This window comes from Pseudomonas sp. MPDS (assembly GCF_013283895.1).
Taxonomy (GTDB): domain Bacteria; phylum Pseudomonadota; class Gammaproteobacteria; order Pseudomonadales; family Pseudomonadaceae; genus Aquipseudomonas; species Aquipseudomonas rhizophila.
In genome coordinates, this window is sequence record NZ_CP054128.1 from 5339924 (window position 1) to 5365509 (window position 25586).

20 protein-coding genes are annotated in these 25586 nt (G+C 60.7%); 9 read left to right on the forward strand and 11 right to left on the reverse strand.

Features of this window, described 5'->3' with window-relative positions; all coding sequences use genetic code 11:
* Positions 1-8 precede the first annotated feature (8 nt).
* The 4 genes from HQ912_RS23745 to HQ912_RS23760 form a co-directional block, all read right to left on the reverse strand.
* Positions 9-917 carry an ABC transporter permease gene (locus tag HQ912_RS23745; protein WP_047230516.1) on the reverse strand — a complete coding sequence of 303 codons (909 nt, stop codon included), beginning with the start codon at positions 915-917 and terminating at the stop codon, positions 9-11.
* Positions 917-1954: an ABC transporter permease gene (locus HQ912_RS23750; protein WP_076386263.1), complete on the reverse strand. Its 1038-nt coding sequence runs from the start codon at positions 1952-1954 to the stop codon at positions 917-919. The genes HQ912_RS23745 and HQ912_RS23750 overlap by 1 nt, the downstream gene beginning before the upstream one ends.
* Positions 1955-1988: 34 nt before the next feature.
* Complete coding sequence (locus HQ912_RS23755; protein WP_076386265.1) at positions 1989-3611, reverse strand: ABC transporter substrate-binding protein; 1623 nt, start codon at positions 3609-3611, stop codon at positions 1989-1991.
* Positions 3612-3682: 71 nt separating this feature from the next.
* On the reverse strand, positions 3683-4837 hold the full coding sequence (locus tag HQ912_RS23760; RefSeq protein ID WP_047230519.1) for a mandelate racemase family protein: 1155 nt from the start codon (positions 4835-4837) through the stop codon (positions 3683-3685).
* A gap of 636 nt (positions 4838-5473) precedes the next feature.
* Here HQ912_RS23760 and HQ912_RS27945 point away from each other — a divergent pair.
* The 3 genes from HQ912_RS27945 (at position 5474) to HQ912_RS23770 (ending at position 7556) form a co-directional block, all read left to right on the forward strand.
* Positions 5474-5776 (forward strand): IS3 family transposase, encoded by a 303-nt coding sequence (locus HQ912_RS27945; RefSeq protein WP_047230570.1) that lies wholly within the window; start codon positions 5474-5476, stop codon positions 5774-5776.
* The gene (locus tag HQ912_RS23765) at positions 5773-6609 is read left to right on the forward strand and encodes an IS3 family transposase (protein WP_047230569.1); all 837 of its coding nucleotides are present in this window, start codon (positions 5773-5775) and stop codon (positions 6607-6609) included. Before HQ912_RS27945 ends, HQ912_RS23765 begins: the two co-directional genes overlap by 4 nt.
* Positions 6610-7244: 635 nt before the next feature.
* Positions 7245-7556, forward strand: a complete 312-nt coding sequence (locus HQ912_RS23770; protein WP_047229442.1) for a hypothetical protein — start codon at positions 7245-7247, stop codon at positions 7554-7556.
* Positions 7557-7688: 132 nt separating this feature from the next.
* Here the strand turns inward: HQ912_RS23770 and HQ912_RS23775 are convergent, their stop codons facing one another.
* Complete coding sequence (locus HQ912_RS23775) at positions 7689-8060, reverse strand: PH domain-containing protein (RefSeq protein ID WP_047229441.1); 372 nt, start codon at positions 8058-8060, stop codon at positions 7689-7691.
* Between the two features lie 449 nt (positions 8061-8509).
* On the opposite strand from HQ912_RS23775, the gene HQ912_RS23780 reads away from it, so the two are divergent.
* The 5 genes from HQ912_RS23780 to HQ912_RS23800 all read left to right on the forward strand — a co-directional run bounded on the left by HQ912_RS23780 (position 8510) and on the right by HQ912_RS23800 (position 14643).
* Positions 8510-9505, forward strand: a complete 996-nt coding sequence (locus HQ912_RS23780) for a TRAP transporter substrate-binding protein (protein WP_047229440.1) — start codon at positions 8510-8512, stop codon at positions 9503-9505.
* 66 nt (positions 9506-9571) lie between these two features.
* Entirely contained in the window at positions 9572-10204 is a 633-nt protein-coding gene (locus HQ912_RS23785; RefSeq protein ID WP_107322914.1) for a TRAP transporter small permease, read from the forward strand.
* A complete protein-coding gene (gene dctM / locus HQ912_RS23790) occupies positions 10201-11484 on the forward strand; it encodes a C4-dicarboxylate TRAP transporter large permease protein DctM (RefSeq protein ID WP_047229438.1) in 1284 nt (427 codons plus the stop codon). Before HQ912_RS23785 ends, dctM begins: the two co-directional genes overlap by 4 nt.
* Positions 11485-11592: 108 nt before the next feature.
* Entirely contained in the window at positions 11593-12588 is a 996-nt protein-coding gene (locus HQ912_RS23795; protein WP_160893504.1) for a TRAP transporter substrate-binding protein, read from the forward strand.
* Positions 12589-12735: 147 nt separating this feature from the next.
* On the forward strand, positions 12736-14643 hold the full coding sequence (locus tag HQ912_RS23800) for an alkaline phosphatase D family protein (protein WP_160893506.1): 1908 nt from the start codon (positions 12736-12738) through the stop codon (positions 14641-14643).
* Positions 14644-14790: 147 nt separating this feature from the next.
* Here HQ912_RS23800 and HQ912_RS23805 read toward each other — a convergent pair whose 3' ends face one another.
* The 6 genes from HQ912_RS23805 to HQ912_RS23830 form a co-directional block, all read right to left on the reverse strand.
* Complete coding sequence (locus tag HQ912_RS23805) at positions 14791-15291, reverse strand: methylated-DNA--[protein]-cysteine S-methyltransferase (protein WP_173407375.1); 501 nt, start codon at positions 15289-15291, stop codon at positions 14791-14793.
* A 47-nt stretch (positions 15292-15338) separates the two neighbouring features.
* On the reverse strand, positions 15339-18068 hold the full coding sequence (locus HQ912_RS23810) for a LuxR C-terminal-related transcriptional regulator (protein WP_173407376.1): 2730 nt from the start codon (positions 18066-18068) through the stop codon (positions 15339-15341).
* Positions 18069-18393: 325 nt separating this feature from the next.
* The gene (locus tag HQ912_RS23815; RefSeq protein WP_047229433.1) at positions 18394-19758 is read right to left on the reverse strand and encodes a DUF1329 domain-containing protein; all 1365 of its coding nucleotides are present in this window, start codon (positions 19756-19758) and stop codon (positions 18394-18396) included.
* A gap of 25 nt (positions 19759-19783) precedes the next feature.
* Positions 19784-21649 (reverse strand): DUF1302 domain-containing protein, encoded by a 1866-nt coding sequence (locus HQ912_RS23820; protein WP_047229432.1) that lies wholly within the window; start codon positions 21647-21649, stop codon positions 19784-19786.
* A gap of 335 nt (positions 21650-21984) precedes the next feature.
* Positions 21985-23667 carry a fatty acid--CoA ligase gene (locus tag HQ912_RS23825; protein WP_076386273.1) on the reverse strand — a complete coding sequence of 561 codons (1683 nt, stop codon included), beginning with the start codon at positions 23665-23667 and terminating at the stop codon, positions 21985-21987.
* Positions 23668-23820: 153 nt separating this feature from the next.
* Entirely contained in the window at positions 23821-24450 is a 630-nt protein-coding gene (locus HQ912_RS23830) for a LysE family translocator (protein ID WP_173407377.1), read from the reverse strand.
* A gap of 140 nt (positions 24451-24590) precedes the next feature.
* On the opposite strand from HQ912_RS23830, the gene HQ912_RS23835 reads away from it, so the two are divergent.
* Positions 24591-25556, forward strand: a complete 966-nt coding sequence (locus HQ912_RS23835) for a 2-hydroxyacid dehydrogenase (protein ID WP_173407378.1) — start codon at positions 24591-24593, stop codon at positions 25554-25556.
* Positions 25557-25586 lie beyond the last annotated feature (30 nt).

Here is a 25586-nt window from a genome sequence, read left to right on the forward strand (position 1 = left end):
GCTGCTCCTCAGGATTGGCTACGTGGGTCAAGGACGTCGCGCAAACCGTCGCCCAACAGGTTGAAGGCCAGGCTGACCAGCATGATCGCCGCACCGGGCGCCGCCACCAGCCACCAGCTTTCGAGCATGTAGCGCCGTCCGGTCGAGATCATAGCGCCCCATTCCGGCAACGGTGCCTGGGCGCCGAGGCCGAGAAAGCCCAGGGCGGCGGCGGTGAGAATGATGCTCGCCATGTTCATGGTCAGGCGGATGATCACCGAGGACAGGCACATCGGAATGATGTGGCGCAGGATGACCCGGGTACTCGACGCGCCTTGAAGCTGCACCGCCACGACGAAGTCAGCGTTGCGCAGCGGCAGGGTTTCAGCGCGAGCGAGTCGGGCAATCGGCGGCCAGGCGGTCAGTGCGATGGCGATCACCGCATGCTCAAGGCCCGGGCCGAGGGCAGCGATGAACGCCAGCGCCAGGACCAGGCTGGGAAACGAGATGAAGATGTCGGTGATGCGCATGAACAGGCTGTCGACCCAACCGCCGAAGTAACCGGACACCGTGCCCACCAGCAAGCCGATTGGCCCGACAATCACGGTCACCAGCAAAACGATGTACAGGGTGATGCGCGAGCCGTAAACCAAGCGGGCGAAGACATCGCGACCGTATTCGTCAGTGCCGAACCAGTGGACGCTGCTGGGTGCTTGCAACGCCCCGGCAAGGTTCTGCAACAGCGGATCGTGACCGGCAATCCATGGCGCGAAAACCGCGACCAGCATCAGGGTCGAGACGACGATCAGGCCGGCAAAGGTCATCGGGTTGCGCAGCAGGAAACGCAGCAGGCGCAAGGCACTGACGGCCATCGCTGCCGTACTTGAAGATGGCAGCGCGGCACTGCCGGCTGCGCTGGAAGCAAGAGGCAGGTTCATTAGCGAGTCCTCGGGTCGAAGATCTTGTACAGCGCGTCGCTGATCAGGTTCAGCGTCACGAAGATGAGGCCGATCAGCAGGACACAGGCCATCACCGCGTTCATGTCGCCAAGCAAAAGGCTGCTGGTCAGGTACTGACCGAAGCCCGGCCAGGCAAATACGGTTTCGATCAGCACCGCGCCTTCCAACAGCCCGCCGTAGGCCAGCGCAACGATGGTCAACAGCTGCACGCGGATGTTGCCGAAGGCATGGCCCCAGACAATGCGCCGCTGGGACAAACCCTTGACCCGGGCGGTGATGATGTATTCCTGGGACAGCTGCTCGAGCATGAAGCTGCGGGTCATGCGGCTGATGTAAGCCACCGAGTTGAAACTGAGGATCACCGCCGGCAGCAGGATGTGGCGCAACGCGCTGCGAAAGGCCTCCCAGTCGCCGGACCAGGCGGTGTCGATCAACAGCAGCCCGGTGTGTTTGGGGATCAGCCCATCGTAGGCCAGGCCGATGCGCCCGACGCCACCGGCCCAACCCAGCCAGGCGTAGAACACTAGGAAGGCCATCATGCCGATCCAGAAAATCGGCGTGGAGTAACCGAACAGCGTGATCAGCCGCGCGATATGGTCCCCGGCACGCCCCTGATGTGTCGCCGCGTAGACGCCCAGCGGCAAGCCCGCCAACACGCCGAACAGAATGGCCAGGGTGGCCAGTTCCAAGGTGGCCGGGAAGACCCGGGCGATGTCGGTGATGACCGGGTTGCCTGTCAGCAAGGCCATGCCGAAGTCACCGTGCAGCAGATCCCCGAGGTAGATCGCGAACTGCGTCCACAACGGTTTATCCAGGCCCAGCTCTTGGTGCACCTGGGCATAGGCCGAGGTGTCAGCGTCCGGGCCGACAATGGCCAGCACCGGGTCCAGGGGCATGACCCGTCCGATGAAAAAGGTCAGTAGCAGCAGCCCCAGCAGCGTCACCGCCACCGACCCGCTGCGCCGGGACGCCGAAGCGACCCGGGATGTCCAGATTGAAAAGGATGCAGTCGACATGTTCATTCCTGCCTTGGCCCTGCGGCCGTCGATTTCAGCGCTGCTTGTAAACGTCCCGAAGACGTGTGGTGGCGGCGGTATGGCCGATGTAGTTGCGCACGTCAGCGTGGATCACCACTTCGTCGACCATCTGTGAAACCGGCATGATTGCTCCGGCCTGCTGGTCGTAGAGGGTCTGGATCTGCGCGTACATTTCCCGCTGGCGCGCGGAGTCTTGCTCGCGCTCGGCCTGCTCGATCAACTGATTGAGCTGCGGGTTGAAGAACGAGGTGCGCCAGCCCTGGAAGTTGCTCAGCTTGGCTTCGGTGCGGTTGTCCGGGTTGTAGACCAGGGCCCGCAGGCTTGAATGCGGATGACGCTCCGCCCCGCCACCACCACGACCGACGAGGATGTCGAACTGGCGGTCGCGCATTGCACCGTAAATCTGATTTCCCGTGCCGGTGATGATCGTGGCCTGGATACCTGCCTGGGCCAGCGTCGCTTGCAGGCTGGTGGCGATGTTGATGAACGGCGGATCGGTCAGCGAGCGGATGCTCACCTTGAAGCCTTCGGCGTGCCCCGCCGCCGCCAGCAGACGCTTCGCCTCGGCCACATCCAGGCGATAGCCAGGATCTTCCAGGCGTGCCGGCAGCCCCAGTTGCATCGGCCGCTGATTGATCACCCCGTAGTGCGGCATCACCACATCGTTGATGCCCTGGTAGTCGATCAGCAGGCGGATGGCTTGGCGCACGCGGATGTCCTGGAACAGCGGCTGTTGCATGCTCATCGCCACGTAATACAGCGTGCCACGGGCGATGCTCTGGATGCGTACCTCATCGACCTTGCCCAGCGCCTTGATGTCAGTGGCCGCCATGCCTCGGGCGACGTCCAGGTCACCGCGCTCGACCATCAGGCGCAAGGCCTGGGACTCGGTCATGTTGCGCATGATCACCCGGCGCAACTTCGCGGGGCCGCGCCAATAGTCGTCATGACGACTCATCAGAATCACGTCGTTGGCGCGCCAGATGTCGAGCTTGAAGGCACCGGAGCCGGCTGTGTGGGTCGCCAGCCACGCGGCGCCCTGATCATCACCGACCTGATGTTGCAAAGCGACCGAGCGATCAATGATGAAGGCGCTGGGAGAGGTCGCCAGAGTGTTAAGCACCAGCATCGGGTCGGTGCTGCGCGGCAGGTCCATGACAAAGGTATGCGGCCCTTCGGCGCGCATCAGTTTGCTGACGTTGTCGGCGGTGAAACCGTAGGCTTTCCAGGTCGAAGCCAGGGCGCGGTTGAGGGTGACCACCCGTTGTAGCGACCAGGCGACGTCTTGCGCGGTGAGCGGTGCGCCGGAGTGAAAACGCACGTCATCGCGCAACTGGAAGGTCAGGCGCATGCGGTCGGGGCTGACCTCCCAGGTTTTCGCCAGGGCCGGGATCAGCGTGTCCGGTTGCGCCGCGTCCTGCTCCAGGAGCATGTCATAAACGTTGGCGTTAACCTCGGCGACCTCCAGGCCGGTTGCCGCGGCGGGGTCCAGGGACAGCAGGTTTATCATGCTCATGCCCACCACCAATTGGTCGGCGGGCGTTTCGCCTTGAGCCAGGCTGACGGGCACCTGCACTGTGCACAGGGCCACGGTGACACACAGCAGCCTGGTCAGGCGCTTGGGCCAGAGTTTCATGGTTCAGTCCTTTCTTATATTTATAAAGACTTGTCGTCCGGGCAGCTATCGGCCGCGGACGTGGTGCGCGATCAATGTCGAGACAAGGTATTGGCCTCGATATACGCGAAGTTGATGTCCTCGCCCAACCCAGGCCGATCAGACAGGTGCACAAAACCGTCGGCGTCCATCGGGTCGACGATGCTATTGAGGTGCGCAGGGACTTCTTCGTAGTCGAGGAAGGGATGCAACAGGCCGCGCTCGTACCAGCGGCAATTGCTGATTGCACCGACTACAGCCAGGTTCGCCGCGCCATTGCCGTGGACTTCACAGTCCATGCCGAACGACTCGGCCAGGTGCGCCACCTTCAGGCACGGCCCGATCCCCCCGACCCCGGCCACGCCCGCGCGCAGGATGTCACAGGACTTATGGGTGACCCAACTGGCGCGGCTGTGGAACTTGCCGGCGATGCTTTCCGGGCCCAGTACCGGGATGTCCAGATTGGCCGCCAGCCAGGCATAGGACTCAGCGGAATCTTCCATCATCGGTTCTTCGAACCAGGCGAAATTGAGTTGCTCGAGCGCCCTGCCAATGGTCAGCGCGTCCATGCGGCTGTACCAGTGGTAGCCGTCGAGCATCAGCGCGATGTCCGGACCGACTGCCTCACGCACGGCGGCGCAGGCTTGAATGTCCATCTGCGGATTCGGGGCGAAGGAAATCGGCGGCATCCAGGTGTGCAACTTGATGGCCTTGTAGCCGCGCTGGACCAGTTTTTCGGCGAACTGGCCGTACTCGTCCGGCGTGGACAAGCCCCCCGGCAGATCATCGCCACACATCGTCGAACCGTACGCCGGCACTTTGTCGCGATAGCCGCCAATCAGCTTGTGTACCGGCAACTTGAGCTTGCGCCCGGCCAGGTCCCACAGCGCTTGTTCCACCAGCGCCAACGCGCGGTCGGTGAACTGCCCGGCGCTGCCGCGCTGCCAGTGCGCCAAGTCTTGCCAGATGCTTTCGCGGTCCATTGGGTCCCGGCCGATCAGCACCTTGCGCACAAAGGACTCGATGATGTGCGGACGAACCAACTCAGGCGGACCGAAGGCATAGCCCTCGCTGCCGTCATCGCAGCCAATTCGCAGCAAGGCCATCTTGATCAGAACCTCCTCGCCCGGATGAGCGTGGCCGGCGCTGTCTTGAGCGCGGCGCGAAGGGGTGGAAAAGACTTCGACGTGAACGCCTGTGATTCTCATAAGGGGAAGAACACCATGTATTGTGATTTTTATTTGTATGTCGTCATACAACATAGCTGATTATTCGGACGTTTCCGTCAGACTGTCAACCGGTAAATCACACAAAAACCAACATATGATGGGATTTCCATAGCGAAGAGGTTATTTCTCACATCATAAACAACAGAAGTCGTCATACCACAGCGTTACCAGGTAGGACTTGGAAAGACCGGAACACCGGCGATCAAAACTGTGGGAACGAGCCTGCTCGCGATAGCGCTCTGCTTGAACCGGTGGTGCTGAATGTGCCGCCGTCATCGCGAGCAGGGGATGTGTGGCGGGTACAAAACTCGTGAACACCACCAATCAAAACTGTGGGAGCGAGCTTGCTCGCGATAGCGGTCTGCCTGAAACGGTGATGTTGAATGTGCCGCCGTCTTCGCGAGCAAGCTCGCTCCCACAGGGGATGTGTGGCGGGCACAAAATTCGTGAACACACCGATCAAAACTGTGGGAGCGAGCCTGCTCGCGATAGCGGTCTGCCTGAAACGGTGATGTTGGATGGGCCGCCGTCATCGCGAGCAGGCTGAACTGGCCTAATGATTTTGGACACTTCAATCGGGCGCTATGATGGCGCCCAAATCTGAGGTGTTTGGATATGCGCAAATCTTATTCCAGTGAGTTCAAGCTCAAGGCTGCCAGCATGGTGCTGGACGAGGGCCAGTCCGTTCCCGAAGTCTGTGCCAGCCTGGATATTGGCCCTACCGCCTTGCGCCGTTGGGTCGACCAGGTTCGCAAAGAGCGCTTGGGTTCGACCCCCGAGGGGGCTAAGGCGATTACCGCCGATCAGCGAGAGATTCAGCAGCTCAAAGCGTTGCTCAGGCAAAAAGACCTGGACATTGAAATCCTAAAAAAGGCCAGTGCTCTCCTGCTTTTGGACTCCAAAGATCATTCTCGTTGATCAACGAGCTGGACGAGCAGTACGGCGTTAACAATTGCTGTCGGGCGTTTGGGGTCAACCGCAGCAGCTTTTACGCCTGGCGTCAGCGCCAAGGCAAGGTGAAGCCTGAGCGGGAGAAACTCAAAGCCGTGCTGGTCGAGCATCACAAGGAATCCAGAGCATCCGCCGGGTCTCGCACCCTTTCCAAGGAACTGCAAGCAAAGGGGCATCGTGTCGGGCGACATCTGGCTCGCAGTTTGATGCGCGAAGCCGGTGTTGCCAGTCATCAGCGGCGGCGGCACAAGTACAAATCTTCCGGCGTGGAAGCGCTGGTAGCGCCGCATGTGCTCAAGCGCAAGTTTGATGTCACGGCGATCAACCAGGTGTGGTGTGGAGATGTGACGTACATCAAGGTGGGTAAGCGCTGGATGTATTTCGCGGCAGTGTTGGATTTGTTTGCTCGCCGGATCGTGGGGTGGTCGTTTTCAATGATTTCCGATGCCACGCTGACCTGCGAAGCGTTGCGAATGGCGGTTCAATTGCGAGGCTGTCCAAAAGAGGTGCTGTTTCATTCTGACCAAGGTTGCCAATACACCAGCCACAAATTCAGGAATGAGATGCGCAAGCATGGACTCCTGCACAGCATGAGTCGTAAAGGTGAGTGCTGGGACAACGCCCCGATGGAGCGTTTCTTTGGGAGCCTGAAATCAGAGTGGGTGCCAGACGATGGCTACAGCTCGGAGCATGAAGCCCGCGTGGATGTGCAACGTTATGTGATGCGATACAACAACGTCAGGCTCCATAGCTACAACGACTACCGGTCGCCGGTAGCCATGGAGAAACTGGCGGCGTGAAACCTTAACTGGTGTCCAGAATTACTTGACCAGTTCAGGCTCGCTCCCACAGGGGATCTGTGGCGGGCACAAAATTCGTGAACACCACCAAAAAACTGTGGGAGCGAGCTTGCTCGCGATAGGGGTCTGTCTGAACCGGTGATGTTGGATGGGCCGCCGTCATCGCGAGCAAGCTCGCTCCCACAGGGGATCTGTGGCGGGCATAGAATCTGTGAACACCGCGATCAAAACTGTGGGAGCGAGCTTGCTCGCGATAGGGGTCTGTCTGAACCGGTGATGTTGGATGGGCCGCCGTCATCGCGAGCAAGCTCGCTCCCACAGGGGATGTATGGCGGGCACAAAATTCGTGAACACCACCAATCAAAGCTGTGGGAGCGAGCCTGCTCGCGATAGCGGTCTGTCTGAAGCGGTGATGTTGAATGTGCCGCCGTCATCGCGAGCAGGCTCGCTCCCACAGGGGATGTGTGGCGGGCTTTCGCTTATAGCGTTCCAATACAAAATACGTATTCACTTACTTCCATCAGGTCTTGGCTACTGTCAGATATGACAGTGGTCCTCACTGCGGCTCACTTCTAACCTGATCCAGCCTCGCAAGTACGCGAAGCCAATCTTCGATGACCCGCAAGGAGTTCATGATGAACACAAGATACTGTCCCACTAAACCGACCCTGCTGGCTCTTTCCCTATTATTGAGCGGCATGACTTTTCAAGCTTTCGCGGCAGGACGCGAGCCTTGCAGCGCGGACAAGGTCGCGCAAGCCAAGGAGTTGAAACCAGGGGGGATGGGTGAAACGGCTCTGTCCGAAGAAGAGTACGTAACGCAACTGAACCTGGAAGCGGTCAGGGTCACCGGAGTCGTCATGACCAAGGACTTGAGAAATGATCGTCTCACTGTGGTTACCGACAACTCCAGCAGCAAAATAGTGACCGACATGTACTGCAAATGAACGGTCCCGAAGAACTCGCCACATGCCCCTCATTGAAGTGGCATGTGGCTGTCACCCTGCCGCTTGAATGCTCAACGTAACAGGCGTCACTTCACCCATCGAGTTTTCGTATTCATTCAGGGTCCGCTGACATCAGGCCAAAAGATGCCTGGAGATCAGCTTCGATATTTCGACGATGCCCGTCTTGCCGGTGAATTCAAACTTCACCTTGCCCAGGGATGAAAAGTAAATCTCCAGTTCCGAATCCAGGTCGAAGGTACCGGAGGTTTCTACCGAGTAGGCCACGATGTTCTTATAAGGCAGAGAGGTGAAGTCCTTTTTGCTGCCGGTGATGCCTTGCACGTTCACCGCGATGATGCGCTTGTTGGTGAAGACTACGCCGTCGCGCATGGACTTATAGGCGTCGATGACCTGTTCACCATCCAGCAGCAGCGCTGTTACGCGTTCGGCGTATTCATCGTTCTGCTTGAGCTTGAAGAAGCCTTTGTTGTTGAAATCGATCATCCGTAAATCCTTGTGGGGTTGAAAAGCGTTCCAGGCTTCCTGGGCCCATATCGAGACGGGCGCGGGGATTCTCGCGCAGCCAGGAGTAGCATCACAAGGCCATGACCGAGCATTTCGCCGTCTCACCGGGCTAAATCCTCCGACACCCGATGCGTGGCCAGCGAACAGGCCAGTAGCCATTATTTCGCTTTTATGGTTTCCTGACCCCCGTTACGGTTGCAGGCTGAAACCTTTCGCCCTGTTTCGGTCCCGATGGTTGTCGCCCCAGCCCTGGAAGGCTCTAACGCACCCTTTTGAGGCGTTAGCCAATACCCGCGATTTTTCCCGCACTGACCGTCACAATCCCCCGGCAAACTGTTTTTCTGCCTAGACTTGCAACTGTCCCGCCGTGCGCTGCGTTTTGAATGAGCCCGCACGATAAATACAAAAACAAAAGAGGAAACCCCACAATGTTCAAACCTATCTGGAAAGCGCTCGCCTGTACGCTGGCACTCAGTGCGTTGAGCACGGCCATGGCGGCGGATCCTGTCGTCATCAAGTTCTCCCACGTAGTAGCCGAACAAACGCCCAAGGGCCAGGGCGCACTGATGTTCAAGAAGCTCGTGGAAGAGCGTCTGCCAGGCAAAGTGAAGGTCGAGGTGTACCCCAACTCCTCGCTGTTCGGCGATGGCAAGGAAATGGAAGCCCTGCTGCTGGGCGACGTGCAGATGATTGCGCCGTCGCTGGCCAAGTTCGAGCACTACACCAAGTCCGTGCAGTTGTTCGACCTGCCGTTTCTGTTCGATGACATCTCCGCTGTGGACCGCTTCCAGTTGAGCCCTGAAGGCCAGAAGCTGCTCAAGTCCATGGAAAGCAAGAACATCACCGGCCTGGCCTATTGGCACAACGGCATGAAGCAGTTGTCGGCGAACAAGCCACTGCGTGAACCCAAGGATGCCCGTGGCCTGAAGTTCCGCGTGCAGGCCTCGGCCGTGCTGGAAGAGCAGTTCAAGGCGGTGAACGCCAACCCGCGCAAAATGAGTTTCGCCGAGGTGTATCAAGGCCTGCAGACTGGCGTGGTCAACGGTGCGGAAAACCCGTACTCGAACATCTACAGCCAGAAAATGCATGAAGTACAGAAGTACATCACCGAGTCCAACCACGGTGTACTCGACTACATGCTGATCACCAACACCAAGTTCTGGAACGGCCTGCAACCTGACATCCGTACCGAACTGGACAAGATTCTGGTTGAAGTCACCACCCACGTGAACAACGAGGCGGCGCAACTGAACCAGAAAGACAAGCAGCGCATCCTGGACGCCAAGACCACCGAAATCATCACCCTCACGCCTGAAGAGCGCGGCGAGTGGCGCGACAAGATGAAGCCGGTATGGAAGAAGTTTGAAGGTGACATCGGTGCTGACCTGATCAAAGCCGCCGAAGCCTCCAACAAGGCTCAGTAATGGGTTGGCCGGTGCTGCCGCCCTGGCAGCGCCGGCCTGTCGTCCCCCCTGCAGGAGATGTCATCCATGAACGCCCTTCGGCGCATCTGGGAACACTTCGAGGAAGGTTTCATTGCCTTTCTTCTGGCCGCCATGACGCTGGTTACTTTCGTCTATGTGGTGCTCAACAACCTCTACACCGTTTTTTACAGCCTCGGCGACAACTGGCCAGCCGCCAGCGAGCCGGCGTTCGCCATTGGTGACGGCATCATGGGCATGGCCCAGGCGATGACCTGGAGCAGCTCGCTGACCAAGGCCCTGTTTGGCTGGCTGATCTTTTTCGGCTTGTCCTACGGCGTGCGCACGGCCGGGCATATCGGCGTGGATGCGCTGGTGAAACTGGCGAGCAAACCGGTACAACGCTTTATCGGCGTGATCGCTTGCCTGTGCTGCCTGACTTACGCCGGGCTGCTGGCCGTCGCCAGTTACGAGTGGATCAATACCCTGATGATCGCGCAGATCGGCGCAGAGGACCTGGGCCACTTCGGCATCATGCAATGGCACATCGGCCTGATCGTGCCGGTGGGTTTTGCGTTGGTGTTTATCCGTTTCGCGGAAATCCTCGTGCGCATCCTGATGAATCGTCAGACCGGCTTGGGCCTGGCCGATGAAGCGGCCGAAGCCATCAAATTGACTGAACACGAGGAAGACAAGCCATGACCATTGCCTTCCTGTTCGTGGCGCTGTTCGTGCTGATGTTTATCGGCGTGCCCATCGCCATTTCGTTGGGGCTGGCCGGTTCGCTGACCATCATTTTCTTCAGCCCGGACTCAGTGCGCTCCCTGGCGATCAAGCTGTTCGAAACCTCTGAGCACTACACACTGCTGGCGATTCCGTTCTTCCTGCTGGCCGGTGCGTTCATGACCACCGGTGGCGTGGCGCGACGCCTGATCGACTTTGCCAACGCCTGCGTCGGGCATATCCGTGGCGGTCTGGCGATTGCGGCGGTACTGGCGTGCATGCTGTTTGCCGCGTTGTCGGGTTCAAGCCCTGCGACGGTGGCGGCGGTCGGTTCCATCGCCATTGCCGGTATGGTGCGCTCGGGTTATCCACAGGCGTTCGGCGCCGGCATCGTCTGCAACGCCGGCACCTTGGGCATCCTGATTCCGCCGTCGATCGTGATGGTGGTGTACGCCGCCGCGACCGAAACCTCGGTGGGCAAGCTGTTCATGGCCGGGGTGATCCCGGGCCTGCTGCTGGGTTTATCGTTGATGGTGGCGATCTATATCGTCGCTGTGAAGAAAAACCTGCCGGCCCTGCCTCGGGCAACGTTGCGCGAATGGCTGTCCACGGCGCGCAAGGCCCTCTGGGGTCTGCTGCTGATGGTGATCATCCTCGGCGGGATCTATTCCGGGATGTTCACACCCACCGAAGCGGCTGCGGTGGCGGCGGTGTATTCGGCCTTCATCGCACTGTTCGTCTACAAGGACCTCACGTTCCGTGAGACGCCCAAAGTGCTGCTCGAATCGGCCAAGCTGAGCATCATGCTGATGTTCATCATTGCCAACGCCATGCTCTTCGCCCATGTGCTGACCACCGAGCAACTGCCGCAGCAAATCACCGCTTGGGTGATCGATGCCGGGCTGACGCCGGTGACCTTCCTGCTGGTGGTGAACATCGTGCTGTTGATTGCCGGTGCGTTCATGGAGCCTTCGGCGATCATCCTGATCCTGGCGCCGATCCTGTTCCCTATCGCCATGCAACTGGGCATCGACCCAATCCACCTGGGCATCATCATGGTGGTGAACCTGGAGATCGGCCTGATCACGCCTCCGGTGGGGCTGAACCTGTTCGTCACCTCGGCGGTGACCGGCATGTCGCTGCCCGCCACCATCCGCGCAGCTATGCCATGGCTGATGATCCTGCTGGCGTTCCTGATGCTGATTACCTATGTGCCATGGATCTCGCTGGCCTTGCCGAACTGGTTGGGGATGAGCTAGCCCCGACTCAAGACAGGCGCAGCGGCGAGGGCATTTGTTCCCTCGCCACTGCGCTGTCGGGCTAAGCCTGCGTGTCGCACCGTCGACCAATAAAAGGGAAGCCTCACCATGCTAAAACCTCTTTGCAAAGCGCTCGTCTGTACCTTGAGTTTCAGCCTGCTGGGCTCAGCCATGGCGGCTGAACCGATCGTGATCAAATTTTCCCATGTCGTGGCCGAGCAAACGCCCAAGGGCCAGGGCGCGTTGATGTTCAAGAAACTGGCGGATGAACGATTGCCAGGCCGGGTGAAGGTCGAGGTGTATCCCAACTCCACGTTGTTTGGCGATGACAAGGAGATGGAAGCGCTGCTGCTGGGTGACGTGCAGATCATTGCGCGCTCGCTGGCCAAGTTCGATCAGTACACCCGATCCGTGCAGTTGTTCGACTTGCCGTTTCTGTTCAACGACATTGCCGCGGTGGACCGCTTCCAGCAGAGCCCGGAAGGCCAGAAACTGCTCAAGTCCATGGAAAGCAAGAACGTCACTGGCCTGGCCTATTGGCACAACGGCATGAAGCAGTTGTCGGCCAACAAACCACTGCGTGTACCCGAGGATGCCCGTGGCTTGAAGTTCCGGGTGCAGAGTTCGGCCGTGCTGGAAGAACAATTCAAGGCCGTGAGCGCCATCCCCCAACCGATGATTTTCTCTGTGGTATACCAGGGCCTGCGCACCGGTTTGGTCAACGGCACGGAGAACACCTACTCAAACTTCTACAACCAGAAACAGCATCAAGTGCAGAAGTACATCACCGAATCCAACCACGGCATTCTCGACTACATGCTGATCGCCTCGTCCGACTTCTGGAACGGCCTGCCGCCGGATATCCGCACCGAACTGGACAAGATCGTGGTCGAGGCCACCGCCTATGCAAACAGTGAGGCGGACCGACTGAACCAGCAGGACAAGCAGTTCATCCTCGACGCCGGGACCACCGAGATCATCAGCCTCACCCCCCAGCAGCGCAACGCCTGGCGCGAGAAGATGAAACCGGTGTGGGCCAAGTTTGAAAAAGAGATTGGGCCGGATTTGATTAAAGCCGCTGAAGCTTCCAATCAGGCGCAGTGAGGCAGCAAAGCCCAGTGCAGCCTGTGGCGAGGGAGCAAGCTCCCTCGCCACAAGAGCTGGAGCACGCCGCCTTTTCACCGAGTCCCAGTTCTCCAGCGCATTGCGTTATGATCCCCGCCTCCATCGGAGCCAGAGCTTTACCTGCGAATGTTGCCGTCCTCATCTGACATCTCCCCTGCCCTGCCCCCTGTCCTGGTCGGCCCGCTGCTGCGGCGACTGGAGCCCACACGGCTGGTGATGTGGCTGGTGGGTACACGCCCCCTCACGTTGACGCTGCGTGTGGCCGGTGTGGGCGATCTCACCCTGGATGCCCCGCGCTGCACCGTAGTGCCGGTGGGGCAGCAGGCTTTTGTGCACCTGATCGATGTACGACTCGACACCGCCCTGCCCCAGGACGTGGTGATTGACTACGACCTGCTGGTGGACGGCGCGCCCATTGCCGAATGGGCGCCCCATCTGTTGTATGGCCAGGCGCAGTGCCCGAACTTCGTCCTGCATTCGCGTATCGATCAACTGGTCCATGGTTCCTGCCGCAAACCCCACTATCCGACCCACGACGGCTTGCTCTGCGTCGACCGGCTGTTGGCACAAGCCCCACAGCAGCGTCCGGCGTTGTTGATGATGAGCGGCGATCAGGTCTATGCCGATGACGTCGCCGGGCCCATGCTGCGGGCGATTCATGCGTTGATCGAGCGGCTGGGGCTGTTCGAGGAATGCCTGGACGGCGCGGTGGTTGAAGACAGCGCCAAGCTCTATGAACACCCGGCCAGCTACTACCACCGCGCCGATTTATTACCGGCGCTGGAAAGCAATGAAACCCTACGCGAGCGTTTTTTCGGCGGGGCCCGCAAGCCGATATTCACCAGCAGCAGCGCCGACAATCATCTGGTGACCTTCGCTGAAGTGATGGCGATGTATTTGCTGGTGTGGTCACCCGTGCCGTGGACCCTGATCGACCCGCAACCGCCGGAACTGACCGCCGAGCGGCGCCAGCGCTATGCGCTGGAACAGCAGCGCATCGAGGGTTTCAAGACCGGTCTTGGGGGCGCGGCGCGGGTGTTTGCACACCTGTCGTGCCTGATGATTTTCGACGATCACGACATCACCGATGACTGGAATCTATCCGCGCAGTGGGAAGAAACGGCCTACGGCCACCCGTTCTCCAAGCGCATCATCGGCAACGCGTTGATCGCCTACATGCTCTGCCAGGGCTGGGGCAACAACCCGGACGCGTTTGATGAGGTGATCCAGCAAACCCTGGCCCTGAGCGACACCGCCCGGGACCGCTACCTGGACAGCGGCCCACAGGACAAACTGATCGACACGCTGCTGGGTTTCCAGCAATGGCACTACGTGTTGCCGACCACCCCGGCCCTGGTGGTGCTCGACACCCGCACCCGCCGCTGGCGCAGCGAGCGCAACCTCAAGCAGCCTTCGGGACTGCTCGATTGGGAAGCCCTGAGCGAACTTCAGCAGGAACTGCTGGATCATCCCTCCGCGATTATCGTTTCACCGGCGCCGATCTTCGGTGTGAAGCTGATCGAAACCGTGCAACGGGTGTTCAGTTGGTGCGGTTATCCGCTGCTGGTGGACGCGGAAAATTGGATGGCCCATCGCGGCGCGGCGCAAGTAATCCTGAACATTTTCCGGCACTCACGCACGCCCGGTAATTACGTGGTGCTGTCCGGGGATGTGCATTATTCCTTCGTCTATGAGGTGCTGATCCCACACCGTAAGGGCGGCCCGCGCATCTGGCAGATCACCAGCAGCGGCATCAAGAATGAGTTCCCGCCGGCGCTGCTGGAATGGTTCGATCGTCTGAACCGTTGGCTCTACTCTCCCCGCTCGCCCCTGAACTGGTTCACCAAGCGTCGCAGCATGCGCATCATTCCTCACACCCCCGAACACGCCGAGGCGGGAGAGCGGTTGTGGAACTCGGCGGGGATCGGGCAGGTGTTCTTCAATGAACAGGGGCAGCCGACGCAGATATTCCAGCACAACGCCAACGGCCAACCGCCGACGCGCATGCTGGCGCCGCAAGAGCCTTCGGCCTGAACCGAGTGAGTCCTGTGTGGGAGCGAGCCTGCTCGCGATAGCGCAGGCCCATCCAACATCCTTGCAAGCTGACCTTCCGCTATCGCGAGCAGGCTCGCTCCCACAAGGGATTTGCAGTGTTATGGGCTTGCGGCCAAATGAAATAACTCAAAACGCCAACTGCAGCGTCTGCTGACCTTCCAGGCTCAGCAGGAACTGTTTGGCCGCAAGGCCGCCCGCAAAGCCGGTAAGGCTGCCGGAGGTGCCGATGACGCGGTGGCAGGGGGCGATGATGGAGATGGGGTTGCGGCCGTTGGCGGCGCCTACCGCCCGCACCGCCGTGGGCTGGCCGATCTGGATGGCGATGTCGCGGTAGCTGCGGGTTTCACCGAACGGAATGGTCAGCAGCGCCTGCCAGACCCGGACCTGAAAGTCGGTGCCGGCAAAGTCCAGCGCCAGGTCGAAACGGCGGCGCTGGCCGGCGAAATACTCCATGAGCTGGTGCTCGGTTTCCTTGAGGACCGGATGCTGGCTGTCCTCTTCCAAAGGCCCCAGGCGCACGCGGTTGAGACGCTCGTTTTCCCAGAGGATGGCCGCCAGTTTTGTATCCCGGGCGACGAGGATCAGTTGGCCTACGGGGGATGGGATGGTTTTGTACAGGGGTAACATCAAGCATTCCTTATCGCTGGCCAACCGCTTGGCACAAGTAACCAGTCCTAGCCCAACAACCCCAGCACCTTCGCCCGCGCCACGGCCTGGGTGCGGCGCTCCACGCCGAGTTTGCTGTTGATGTGGCTGGCGTGGGTCTTGACCGTGTGCAGCGAGATGAACAACTGCTCGCTGATTTCCTGGTTCGAACAGCCCTGGGCAATCAATTGCAGCACCGCCCGCTCGCGACTGCTGAGGGTTTCAACGGGGGCCGGTGAATCGGCAGCCACCGTCGACGGCAAGCGCTCAAGCAGGTTCTGGCGCAAGGGACTGGAGGGTGCGCGCAACAATTGCTCGCGCAGCCACTCCCGATGTTCGCCCAGCAACCATTCGAACGGCTGCAGCACCCCGCCAGCGGCGGCTTCGAGGGCTTGGGCCAGGGTACTGCGGGCTTCGGGTTCGCGGCCGACGCTCAGCAGCAAGGCGACCTTCTGGTTGAGCGCCATCACACTGAGCATCTGCCGGCCGGTTTGCTGGCCGTGTTCAAGCAAGGCATTGAGCCGTCCTTCGGCCAACATGGGCTGGCCGCGGATGGACTCCAGCACCGCCTGTTGCAATTCGACGTGCAGCGGCAGTTGCGGGTGGAATTCCGGCGGCGCGGCGGCCCGCTCACCGGTGTAGGTCTGCCCCAGCCGCGCCAGCCAGGCTTCGGCCAGGTCCGTACGCCCCTGGGCCAGCCAGAGTTCGCATTTGACCAGGGTGATCATCGCCAGGTAATAAATCGGCGGAACGTCCCAGATATGCATCAGGCGCTCGGCTTCGGCCAGTTCGGCAAAGGCCCGGGCGAATTCGCGAGCGTGGCCTTCAACCCGCGCGATCACGCAGTGACCGATCAACACGCTGATGTCGCGGCACGCCCGCGCTTCGGTAAGACCGGCCTGCAACCGCGCCAAGCCGGCCTGGGGCTGCATGCGCAAAGTCAGCAGGAACCCTTCGTACAGAATCAATCGCGCCCGCACGGCATACAGCCGTTGCGGCGAGAGTGCGTGCAGGCGTTGCAGGCCCTGGCGCACCTCATCGAGCGCCCGCAGGATCTCCCCTCGTGCTTGCAACACCCGGGCGCGGTCGTAATGGGCCAGGGCCTCGAACAACGGGTTACCGACGCGCTGCGCCAGCTCCAGGGAGTCACGGTTCAAGGCCCGGGCGCGCCACAGGTCACCGTCGGCAATCGCCAGGTTCGACAGCGTGGACAGGCACATCAGACGTTGGCCATAGCGCTTTTGCGGCAGGCTCTCCAGGGCTTCGGTGCAGTAACGCACAGTGGCCTCGCGATCCCCACGGCCACGGGCAATGATTCCGCTCAGGGCCAGCCATTGGGCAAGCATGGATTTTTGCGCAGTGGCCGAAGGCGCCGGCAGGAACCGGCTCAGGTGGGCGGCCAGTTCTTCAGCGGCGTCCAACTGGCAGGCCAGCCCCAGCGCCCAGCTGTACAGCACGATCAAGCGCGGCGTGCTGATGAGCAGGCTGTCGGGCAAGTCCATTTTCCAGCGCAGCAACATGCCGACGTTCTGCTCGGCCAGCAATTGCTCCTCCGAGAGGTTCTGCACCAGGTTCGCCGCCACATCCAGGTGCCCGGCCCGCAGCGCCTGTTCCACGGCCTCGTCGATCAGGCCCTGGGCATTGAACCAGCGGCAGGCCCGCAGGTGCAGGGTCGCAGCCGGCACCATGGCCGGCGCACTGGGACGGCTGCGCAGCAAATCGGAAAACAGATGGTGGTAACGGTACCAGTGGCCATGCTCGTCCAGCGGCACCAGGAACACCTGGTGCGCCGCCAGATACTCCAGAATTTCGGCGCTGTCATGGGCTTCGCGCACGGCATCACACAGTTCGCTGCAGAAACGTTCCTGGGACGCGGTGTCGTAGAGAAACGCCTGCACTTCGGCGGGCAGACAGTCGATGACTTCCTCAAGCAGGTAATCGCGAATCAGCCCTTCGCCGCCATGCAGAGCCTGGGGCATCCGGCCCTCAGTCCCGGCCTCGGAAGCGGCCAGCAACCAGAAACGCAGCCCGGCCACCCAGCCTTCGCTGCGCTGGATCAGGCTCTCCAGGGCTTCCCCGCGCAACGAACTGCTGTGGTGCTGCAGCAGGGTCAGGGCTTCTTCATGGGTCAGACGCAAGTCCTGCTCGTTCAGTTCGAGCAATTGGCGTGACAGACGCAGGCGCGCCAGATGCCAGTCCGGGCGCTGCCGACTGGTGACCAGCACCAGCAAACCTTCGGGCAGGTGATTAAGGAAAAATTGCAGGCAACGATCCAGCACCGGGCTTTGGGCCAGGTGGTAGTCGTCGAGCACCAGCAGCAAGGGTGTATCCGGCGACAGATGCGCGGACAGTTCATCCAGCAGGCCGTCGAGCCATTCTTCGAAGGCGAAAGGTTGGTGGCGCTGGCGCATTTTCAGCAGCCCCAACGCCCGACCTCCCAACTGCGGGAAGAACGCCTGGAGCCCTTCGAGCAGCCGTTCCAGAAAGCGTCCCGGGTCGTTGTCCCGGGCACTGAGCCCCAGCCAGAGGCTTTGCCAATAGGCCGGCAGGCTCTGGCAGAACTCCACCGCCAGTGAGCTTTTGCCGAACCCCGCCGGTGCGCTCACCAACAGCAACCGACCTCCAAGCCCCGCACTCAAGCGCTCGCACAACCGCGGCCGCACGACATGGCCGTCAGGCAAGGGCGGGCGGTAGAAGCGCCCGTCCTGGACCGCGACGGCGGTGCGGGCAGAACCCGGGAGTGAAGACAGATCAGTCATGGCCGGCTCTTGTTGAAATGCGGGTGGCGGCGTTGCAGATGTCCGCAGACTAGCGGTAAACGAGGAGGTATTGAAGGGAGTTGCTACAAATGGCTACAAAAAGGCTACAAGCCGACCGATTCGAAAATCTCAGGCAGCCACCGCTCTTGTGGCGGGGGAGTTTGATCATTCCCACGCAGGAGCGAGGGAATGCTAGAGCTTTTTGGGGCTGCTTCGCAGCCCAGCGGGGATAAATCCCCTCGCCACAGGGGTTTTGTGTTGGGCAAAAAAAAGCCCCGAACCAGTCGGGGCGTTTTTTCGAGGATGCGGCCTCGGGTGAAGCTGTTTAGCGGATACCCTCCTGGCGCAATGCGTTGGGAGTGAACTCGGCGGTGCTGGCGGTGAAGCCGAAGTCGTAGGCCGATTTCTCTTCGTTCTTCATGCCCAGCGCCAGATAGCGGCCGGACTGCAGGTCGTAGAGGGTTTCCAGGGCGTACCACGGCACTTGCTTGTCGTAGTAGTTCTCGGCATGGGCCTCGGCAACGCGCCACAGTTGGCCACGACCGTCGTAATGGTCGATCACCGCGGCTTGCCAGGTGTCTTCGTCGATGTAGAAGTCACGCTTGGCGTAGATGTGGCGTTGGCCTTCCTTCAGGGTCGCGGTCACATGCCAGACCCGACGCAGCTCGTAGCGAGCCAGGTCCTGGTTGATATGGCCGGCCTTGATGATGTCGGCGTACTTGAGCTGAGGCGAATCGATCTTGTAGCTGTTGGAGGCAATGTACAGTTCTTTCTTGCCCACCAGCTTCCAGTCGTAGCGATCCGGCGCACCGTTGTACATGTCCAGGTTGTCGGAGGTACGCAGGCCGTCGGCAGCGGTGCCCGGGCCGTCATAGGAGACCTGTGGCGCACGGCGCACACGGCGCTGGCCGGCGTTGTAGACCCACGCAGAACGCGGTTCCTTCACCTGGTCGAGGGTTTCGTGCACCAGCAGTACACCACCGGCCAGACGCGCCGGCGCGGTGACTTGCTGCTTGAAGTAGAACAGGATGTTGCCAGGGTTGGCCGGATCGAAATCCTTCATCTTGTCGCGGAACACGAACTGGTCCCTGAAGTACACCAGGCTGTAGGAGCCGTTGGGCTGCGGCGTGGCCTGGGTCACCAGGCGGGTCACGCTGCCGCCGCGATAGCGAGTGATGTGGTTCCAGATCACTTCCACACCGCTCTGGGGAATCGGGAACGGCACAGCCGTCTCGAAGTTCTCCAGACCGTTACCGCCGGACACCAGCTTGGTGTTCACCGCGTTTTTCTTGATGGAGGCATACACGTCATCCGGCACGGTGGCGCCGCGATGGGATGGGTAGACCGGCATCTTGAAGGATTCCGGGTATCGCTTGAACATCGCATACTGGCCCGGCGCGAGCTTGTCTTTGTACTGGTCGACGTTCTGCGCAGTGATGGTGAACAGCGGCTTTTCACTGGCGTACGGGTCGGAAAGGAAACCCTTGCTGTCCACGCTGCCGGCGTTCTTGGCCATGGGTTTCCAGGCCGGGATCGAACCGTCGGCATTGCCGGCCATTTCGGCGCCCATCGGCGTCAGGCTTTTGCCCAGTTTGTCGGCTTCGGCGGCAGGCACAGCCGCCATGACGCTGGCGGCCAGCAGGGATAGCCCCAAAACACCGACCTGCAACAGACTCTTTGTTATTTTCATAGTGTGTCGTCCTGAAATACTGTGCTTAGAAGGTCACGCCGACGCTGAGCGCCAGGAAATCGCGATCGTCCACGGTGCTGAAGTCGCCACCAAAGAAGTTGGTGTAGGCCAGGCTCGCGTTGTAGGTGTTCTGATACTCGGCATCCAGTCCGAGACTGACGGCTTTGCGGCCTTCTTCAAAGTTGGCGCCCGGGCCTGGCGAGTAGCCTTTGACGTCATGGGACCAGGCCACGTTGGGCTTGAGGTTCACACCGGCGAACACGTCCGGGTATTCCCAGATGGCGCGGGCACGGTAGCCCCAGGAAGTGGAGGTGGTGAAGCCGTCGTTGTTGCAGTTGCTGTTCACATCGGCACTGGTCTGGCCACCACCGGCCGCAGTCGAGCCATTGAGCAGGTTACAGAAACCGTTGGGCAGTTCGCCCGGACCAAACACCGGGTCACGGCCGTAACGAGCGTCGGACCTGCTTTCCAGGCCGCCCACGTAGGTCACGCCGACTTCGCCCACCAGGGTCAGACGGCTGGCGCCCATGACCTGATCCAGGAAGTGGGTGAACGTGGTCTGGAACTGAGTGATTTCCTTACGGTTATAGCCATGCAGGTCCTGACCCGGCGAGCCAGGGAGGATCGAAGCATTGCCAAGACCGGGAAGCGGGGTCACACCGGCGAAAAGAATGTCCGTGGTGCTCAGTTGCACCGGGGCGTTCGGACGATAGCTCAGTTCACCGCTCCACGCCGTACCGGTAGGCAAGGTGGTGGAGAAACTCAAACCGTAGAGACGGATGTCTTCAGGGTACTCGATGAAATAGTTCGAGTTACCCGCCACCAGCAGAGGCGACAGTGCGGCGAACGCAGGCGGCAGTCCTGCTGCCAGGTCAAAGACGGACTGTGGAGCACCGGTGGCACTGAAAATCGGCGCACGGCTGTGGTAGTTCATGAAGTAGGCACCAAACTCGGTGTCCAGCGGCTCGAACATGTACTTGAACGACACGCCCCACTGGCCACTGTCGCGAGCATCACGATCCGGACCGCGACGCACCAGCACGCCTTCTTCGTTGACGTTGACGCCCAGCGCCTCCGCTGGGCCCAAGGCGGCCGCCGGGAGCGTGGAGCGTTTGTTCAGCACTCGCAGGTTGTCGGTGCAACCATCGGCAACCACGTCCGGCTGCGAGAAGAACGTACCGCAGTTGTCCACCACGGTCTGGTCCCACTCCAACTGGTAGAACGCCTCGGCCGACAGGTTGTCGGTCAGGCTCTGGGACACATAGAACATGTTGACCGGAATCAGGCCTTCCTTGACCTCGGCACCAGGACGACGGAACGCCGACACGTCGACCGGGTTGATCGAGTTGATCCCGCCCTGGATGAAGGTACTTTCACCCCAGCTGACCACCTGTTTACCCAGACGAACCGAACCCGGCTGATCGCCAATGGCGTAGTTGTGGTAGATGAAGGCATCGAGGATCTGCCCGCCGGAAGACTGGGCGCCTTCCTTGCGGTTAGTGTCGCTGATGTCCTTGTACAGGCGATGTTCGTCCTTGAGTTCGAAGTCGTACCAGTACTTGCCGCGCACAAACACGCCGGTATCGCCGTACTTGAGTTCCAGGTCGTGGATACCCTTGAAGATCTTCGAAAAGGTTTCCCCGCGCTTGAAGTTCAGGTGACCGTCGTCGGAGGTCTGGGACAGGCCCTTGCCGCCGTTGTTGACGCCGATCAGGTCCCTGTTGGCCTTGGCCGTGGACCAGCTTGCGCCGACCGACAGGGACGAGTCGAACTGGCCCTCGATTTCACCGATGTTGAAACTGACGCCGAATGCTGGCCCGGCGAGCGAAGAGGCGAGACTGACCGCCAGAGGCAGTTTTGCCCGGCGCCAGAACGTGTTTGCTGAGGTCATCGACGCTACTCCATGTGCTTTTATTTTTATGGCAGTCAGTATTTTCCAAGAACACTTTCAACGGCTGGGAATGGCAACGTTCCACCCCGTTCAAAGTCGCATCGCCCGTTTAGTGCGTGCGCCCCGTTCTTGAAAATCCTTAAACGGACTATAGCCAGCAGGTAGTACGGCTTGATCCCTCTAAAGTGTGATTTGCAGCCCGCGACCACTCTGGAACAGTCCTTTCGCCAGGCCGACAGATGTCGGCACGGCAAGGATGGCTGAAATTTTCGGTTTGACAAGGCAAGCGCTTGCTTGGTGGGGCTGCCGTGCCCTTTTGGACACGGCAAAAACGTTTAAAGCGTCGACAGGAAGGTGCTGTTATTGCTCTGCCATTCGGTGACGTCGATGCGGATACGCTTCTTGTCGAGCTTGCCGACGCTGGTCTTGGGAATTTCCGTAACAAGGGCGATCTGGCTCGGGATCGCCCACTTGCTCAGGTGCCCCAATTCGACGAACGGCTTGAGATGTTCCTTGAGCTCGCGAGCCCCGATCTGATGCCCTTCGCGGATGACCAGCAAGGCAAATGGGCGCTCGCCCCACTGCGGATCGGGAATCCCCACCACTGCTACTTCGCGTACCGCCACGTGACGGCTGATGAGGTCTTCCAGGTCCAGGGACGAGATCCATTCACCGCCAGTCTTGATCACGTCCTTGATGCGGTCGCGAATATCGATCACGCCCATGCTGTCCAGCGTGGCGACATCGCCGGTGTGCAGCCAGCCGCCGGCCCAGAGCTCGGCGCCCTTCTGCGGCTCGTTGAAATAACCCTCGGTGAGCCACGGTGCGCGCAGCACCAGCTCGCCCTGGGTCTCGCCGTCAGCGGGCAGGAAATGCCCCTCGGCGTCGACAATCGCCGCTTCCACCAATGGCCCTGGTACGCCGGCCTTGATCCGGTAGGTGATGCGTTCGTCTTCGCTGCCGGCCATCAATTCGTCGTTGAGGTGGGCGCAGGACACCAGCGGGCCGGTTTCCGACATGCCATAGGCGGCGGTGAGCTGGATGCCCCTGGCCTTGGCCGCTTCATACAGGCTGCGGTTCAGGGCGCTGCCGCCGATGACGATTTTCCAGCCAGCGAAATCGGTGTCCTGGGCGCCCTTGGCATTGAGGACCATTTGCAGAATGGTCGGCACGCAGTGGGAAAAGGTGACTTTCTCCTTGCGCCACAACTGGACCAGGAATTCGGGGTCATAACGGCCGGGGTAGACCTGCTTGAGCCCGAGCATGGTCGCCACGTACGGCAGGCCCCAGGCATGGACATGGAACATCGGCGTAATCGGCATGTACACGTCGTTGGTGCCCAGCAACCGCACACTGTCGATGGCGCCCATGATGGTCGACACGCCCATGGTGTGCAGCACCAGTTGCCGATGGGTGAAATACACGCCCTTGGGGTTGCCGGTGGTGCCGGTGGTATAGAACGTGGTGGCGACCGAGTTTTCGTCGAAGTCCTGGAAATCGTAGGCGGGGCTGGCGGCGGCGAGCAGTTGTTCGTATTCGCCCACCAGGTTCGGCAGGTCGGCGGTTTTTTCAGGCAGGTCGGTCAGCAGGAGGGTTTTTTCTACGGTCGTCAGGTGTCCGGCAATCGCCTGGTACAAACCGACGAACTCGCTGTTGACCAGCACGAAGCGGTCTTCAGCGTGATTCATGGTGTAGAGGATCTGTTCCGGTGACAGGCGCACGTTGATGGTGTGGATCACCGCGCCGATCATCGGGATCGCAAACATGCATTCCAGGTAGCGATGGCTGTCCCAGTCCATCACCGCCACGGTATCACCGGCCTTGACCCCGGCCTCGGTCAGCACATTGGCCAGCCGCGCGACGCGTTCGATCAGGGTCGGATAGCTGTAGCGCAACTGGTCGCGGTAAATGATCTCGCGGGTTTTCTCGTAACGCGCACCGGACATCAGCAGCCGCTTGATCAGCAGCGGGTATTGATAAGCGCCTTCGGCTGGAGGAATAACGCGAGTCTGCAACATAAGAGTCCCTTTTCTGACTGCACGGTCTTGGCTGGAAGTAAGCACTGTAGAGCGCCGGTACGCGGATCAAATCAGCCAAAGGAATGATTTGATCCGCCCGCAAATACTAGCCTTGAGCCATATACCGTCACCTGCAGTCAGGAGTCGGGGCGATCAACGCATCTCGGTAAACGCCAATTTGACGCCAATGGCAACGAGTACCGCGCCCATGGTCCGGTCGAACCAGTGGCCCATGCGGGCGAACCCGGCGCGCACTCGCTGCTGGCTGAACAGCATGGCCACCAGACAGAACCACACTGCCGTCGCCGCCGCCAGGTAAACGCCGTAGCCGGCCTGGATTGCCAGGGGGGTATGAGGGTTGATGACCACGGTGAACAGCGACAGGAAAAACAGCGTCGCCTTGGGGTTCAGGCCGTTGGTGACGAAGCCCGAGGTGAACGCGCCACGGGCGGTACGTTGGCCGGCCTCCTCGTGCAGGTTGTCAGCCGTCGGCTTGACCGGTTGCGCCCGCAACGCCTTGAAGCCGATGTACAGCAGGTAGGCGGCGGCGGCCCATTTCAGCGCGTTGAACAGCACGATCGATTGCGACACGATCAGGCCAATGCCCAGCAGCGAATACCCCACATGCAGGAAAATCGCCGTGCCCACACCCAGCGCAGTCCAGGTTCCGGCGCGGCGACCATGGGTCACGCTCTCGCGCACCACCACGGCAAAATCCGGCCCGGGGCTGGCCACGGCCAACAGGTGGATCAGGGCGACGGTGAGGAATTCGGTGAGGTACATGGGGACTCCTTGGCTAGCTCAATCTCAAGACAAACATCAACTGTGAGTGAGGGGCTGTGTGGGAGCAAAGCTTGCTCCCACACACATCTGATAGGCTCGCCACATTACGCCTTCGATTCCAGCGATAAAAGGTACAGCTGATGACGAACAACGGCCGCGCAGTTTTCCTCGACCACCCTTCCCTGGACCTCGGCGATCTGGACCTGGGACCACTGCGCAACTGCTTCAGTGAACTGCAACTGTTCGCCCGCACGAGCCGGGATGAAGTGAGCGAGCGGCTCAAGGGCGCCACGGTGGCGATCACCAACAAGGTCGTGATCGATGCGACCGCCATGGCCGCCAACCCCGAGCTGAAGCTGATCCTGATCAGCGCCACCGGCACCAATAACGTCGACCTGGACGCCGCGCGCCAACACGGCATAACAGTGTGCAACTGTCAGGGCTACGGCACGCCGTCGGTGGCCCAGCACACGATCATGCTGCTCTTGAATCTGGCGACGCGCCTGGGTGATTACCAAAAAGCAGTCGGCGCAGGTCGGTGGCAGCAGGCTTCGCAGTTTTGCCTGCTGGACTATCCCATTGTCGAACTGGAAGGCAAAACCCTCGGGCTGTTGGGTCATGGTGAACTGGGCAGCGCCGTCGGACGACTGGCCGAGGCCTTTGGCATGCGCGTGCTGCTGGGGCAGATCCCCGGACGCCCTGCCCGCCCCGACCGCTTGCCTCTGGATCAACTGTTGCCGCAGATCGATGCCCTGACCTTGCACTGTCCTCTCAACGAACACACGCGCAACTTCATCGGTGCCCGGCAACTGGCGCAGCTCAAACCCGGCGCCTTTGTGCTCAACACCGCCCGCGGCGGCCTGATCGACGAACAGGCCCTGGCCGATGCCTTGCGCAGCGGCCATTTGGGCGGCGCGGCCACCGATGTGCTGAGCGTGGAGCCACCGACCCAGGGCAATCCGCTGCTGGCCACCGACATTCCTCGCTTGATCGTCACGCCCCATAACGCCTGGGGCAGCCGCGAGGCGCGGCAACGGATCGTTGGCCAACTGACGGAAAACGCCCAAGGTTTTTTCAGCGGTACAGCGCGGCGAGTCGTCAGTTGATAAACTGCCGCACTTTTTTTCAAGGAGCAG

Bases quoted from the DNA above. Each gene is read 5' to 3' on its own strand.
- HQ912_RS23745 (WP_047230516.1), bottom strand. From the start codon at position 917: ATGAACCTGCCTCTTGCTTCCAGCGCAGCCGGCAGTGCCGCGCTGCCA.
- HQ912_RS23750 (WP_076386263.1), bottom strand. From the start codon at position 1,954: ATGTCGACTGCATCCTTTTCAATCTGGACATCCCGGGTCGCTTCGGCG.
- HQ912_RS23755 (WP_076386265.1), bottom strand. From the start codon at position 3,611: ATGAAACTCTGGCCCAAGCGCCTGACCAGGCTGCTGTGTGTCACCGTG.
- HQ912_RS23760 (WP_047230519.1), bottom strand. From the start codon at position 4,837: ATGAGAATCACAGGCGTTCACGTCGAAGTCTTTTCCACCCCTTCGCGC.
- HQ912_RS27945 (WP_047230570.1), top strand. From the start codon at position 5,474: ATGCGCAAATCTTATTCCAGTGAGTTCAAGCTCAAGGCTGCCAGCATG.
- HQ912_RS23770 (WP_047229442.1), top strand. From the start codon at position 7,245: ATGAACACAAGATACTGTCCCACTAAACCGACCCTGCTGGCTCTTTCC.
- HQ912_RS23775 (WP_047229441.1), bottom strand. From the start codon at position 8,060: ATGATCGATTTCAACAACAAAGGCTTCTTCAAGCTCAAGCAGAACGAT.
- HQ912_RS23780 (WP_047229440.1), top strand. From the start codon at position 8,510: ATGTTCAAACCTATCTGGAAAGCGCTCGCCTGTACGCTGGCACTCAGT.
- HQ912_RS23785 (WP_107322914.1), top strand. From the start codon at position 9,572: ATGAACGCCCTTCGGCGCATCTGGGAACACTTCGAGGAAGGTTTCATT.
- dctM (WP_047229438.1), top strand. From the start codon at position 10,201: ATGACCATTGCCTTCCTGTTCGTGGCGCTGTTCGTGCTGATGTTTATC.
- HQ912_RS23795 (WP_160893504.1), top strand. From the start codon at position 11,593: ATGCTAAAACCTCTTTGCAAAGCGCTCGTCTGTACCTTGAGTTTCAGC.
- HQ912_RS23800 (WP_160893506.1), top strand. From the start codon at position 12,736: ATGTTGCCGTCCTCATCTGACATCTCCCCTGCCCTGCCCCCTGTCCTG.
- HQ912_RS23805 (WP_173407375.1), bottom strand. From the start codon at position 15,291: ATGTTACCCCTGTACAAAACCATCCCATCCCCCGTAGGCCAACTGATC.
- HQ912_RS23810 (WP_173407376.1), bottom strand. From the start codon at position 18,068: ATGACTGATCTGTCTTCACTCCCGGGTTCTGCCCGCACCGCCGTCGCG.
- HQ912_RS23815 (WP_047229433.1), bottom strand. From the start codon at position 19,758: ATGAAAATAACAAAGAGTCTGTTGCAGGTCGGTGTTTTGGGGCTATCC.
- HQ912_RS23820 (WP_047229432.1), bottom strand. From the start codon at position 21,649: ATGACCTCAGCAAACACGTTCTGGCGCCGGGCAAAACTGCCTCTGGCG.
- HQ912_RS23825 (WP_076386273.1), bottom strand. From the start codon at position 23,667: ATGTTGCAGACTCGCGTTATTCCTCCAGCCGAAGGCGCTTATCAATAC.
- HQ912_RS23830 (WP_173407377.1), bottom strand. From the start codon at position 24,450: ATGTACCTCACCGAATTCCTCACCGTCGCCCTGATCCACCTGTTGGCC.
- HQ912_RS23835 (WP_173407378.1), top strand. From the start codon at position 24,591: ATGACGAACAACGGCCGCGCAGTTTTCCTCGACCACCCTTCCCTGGAC.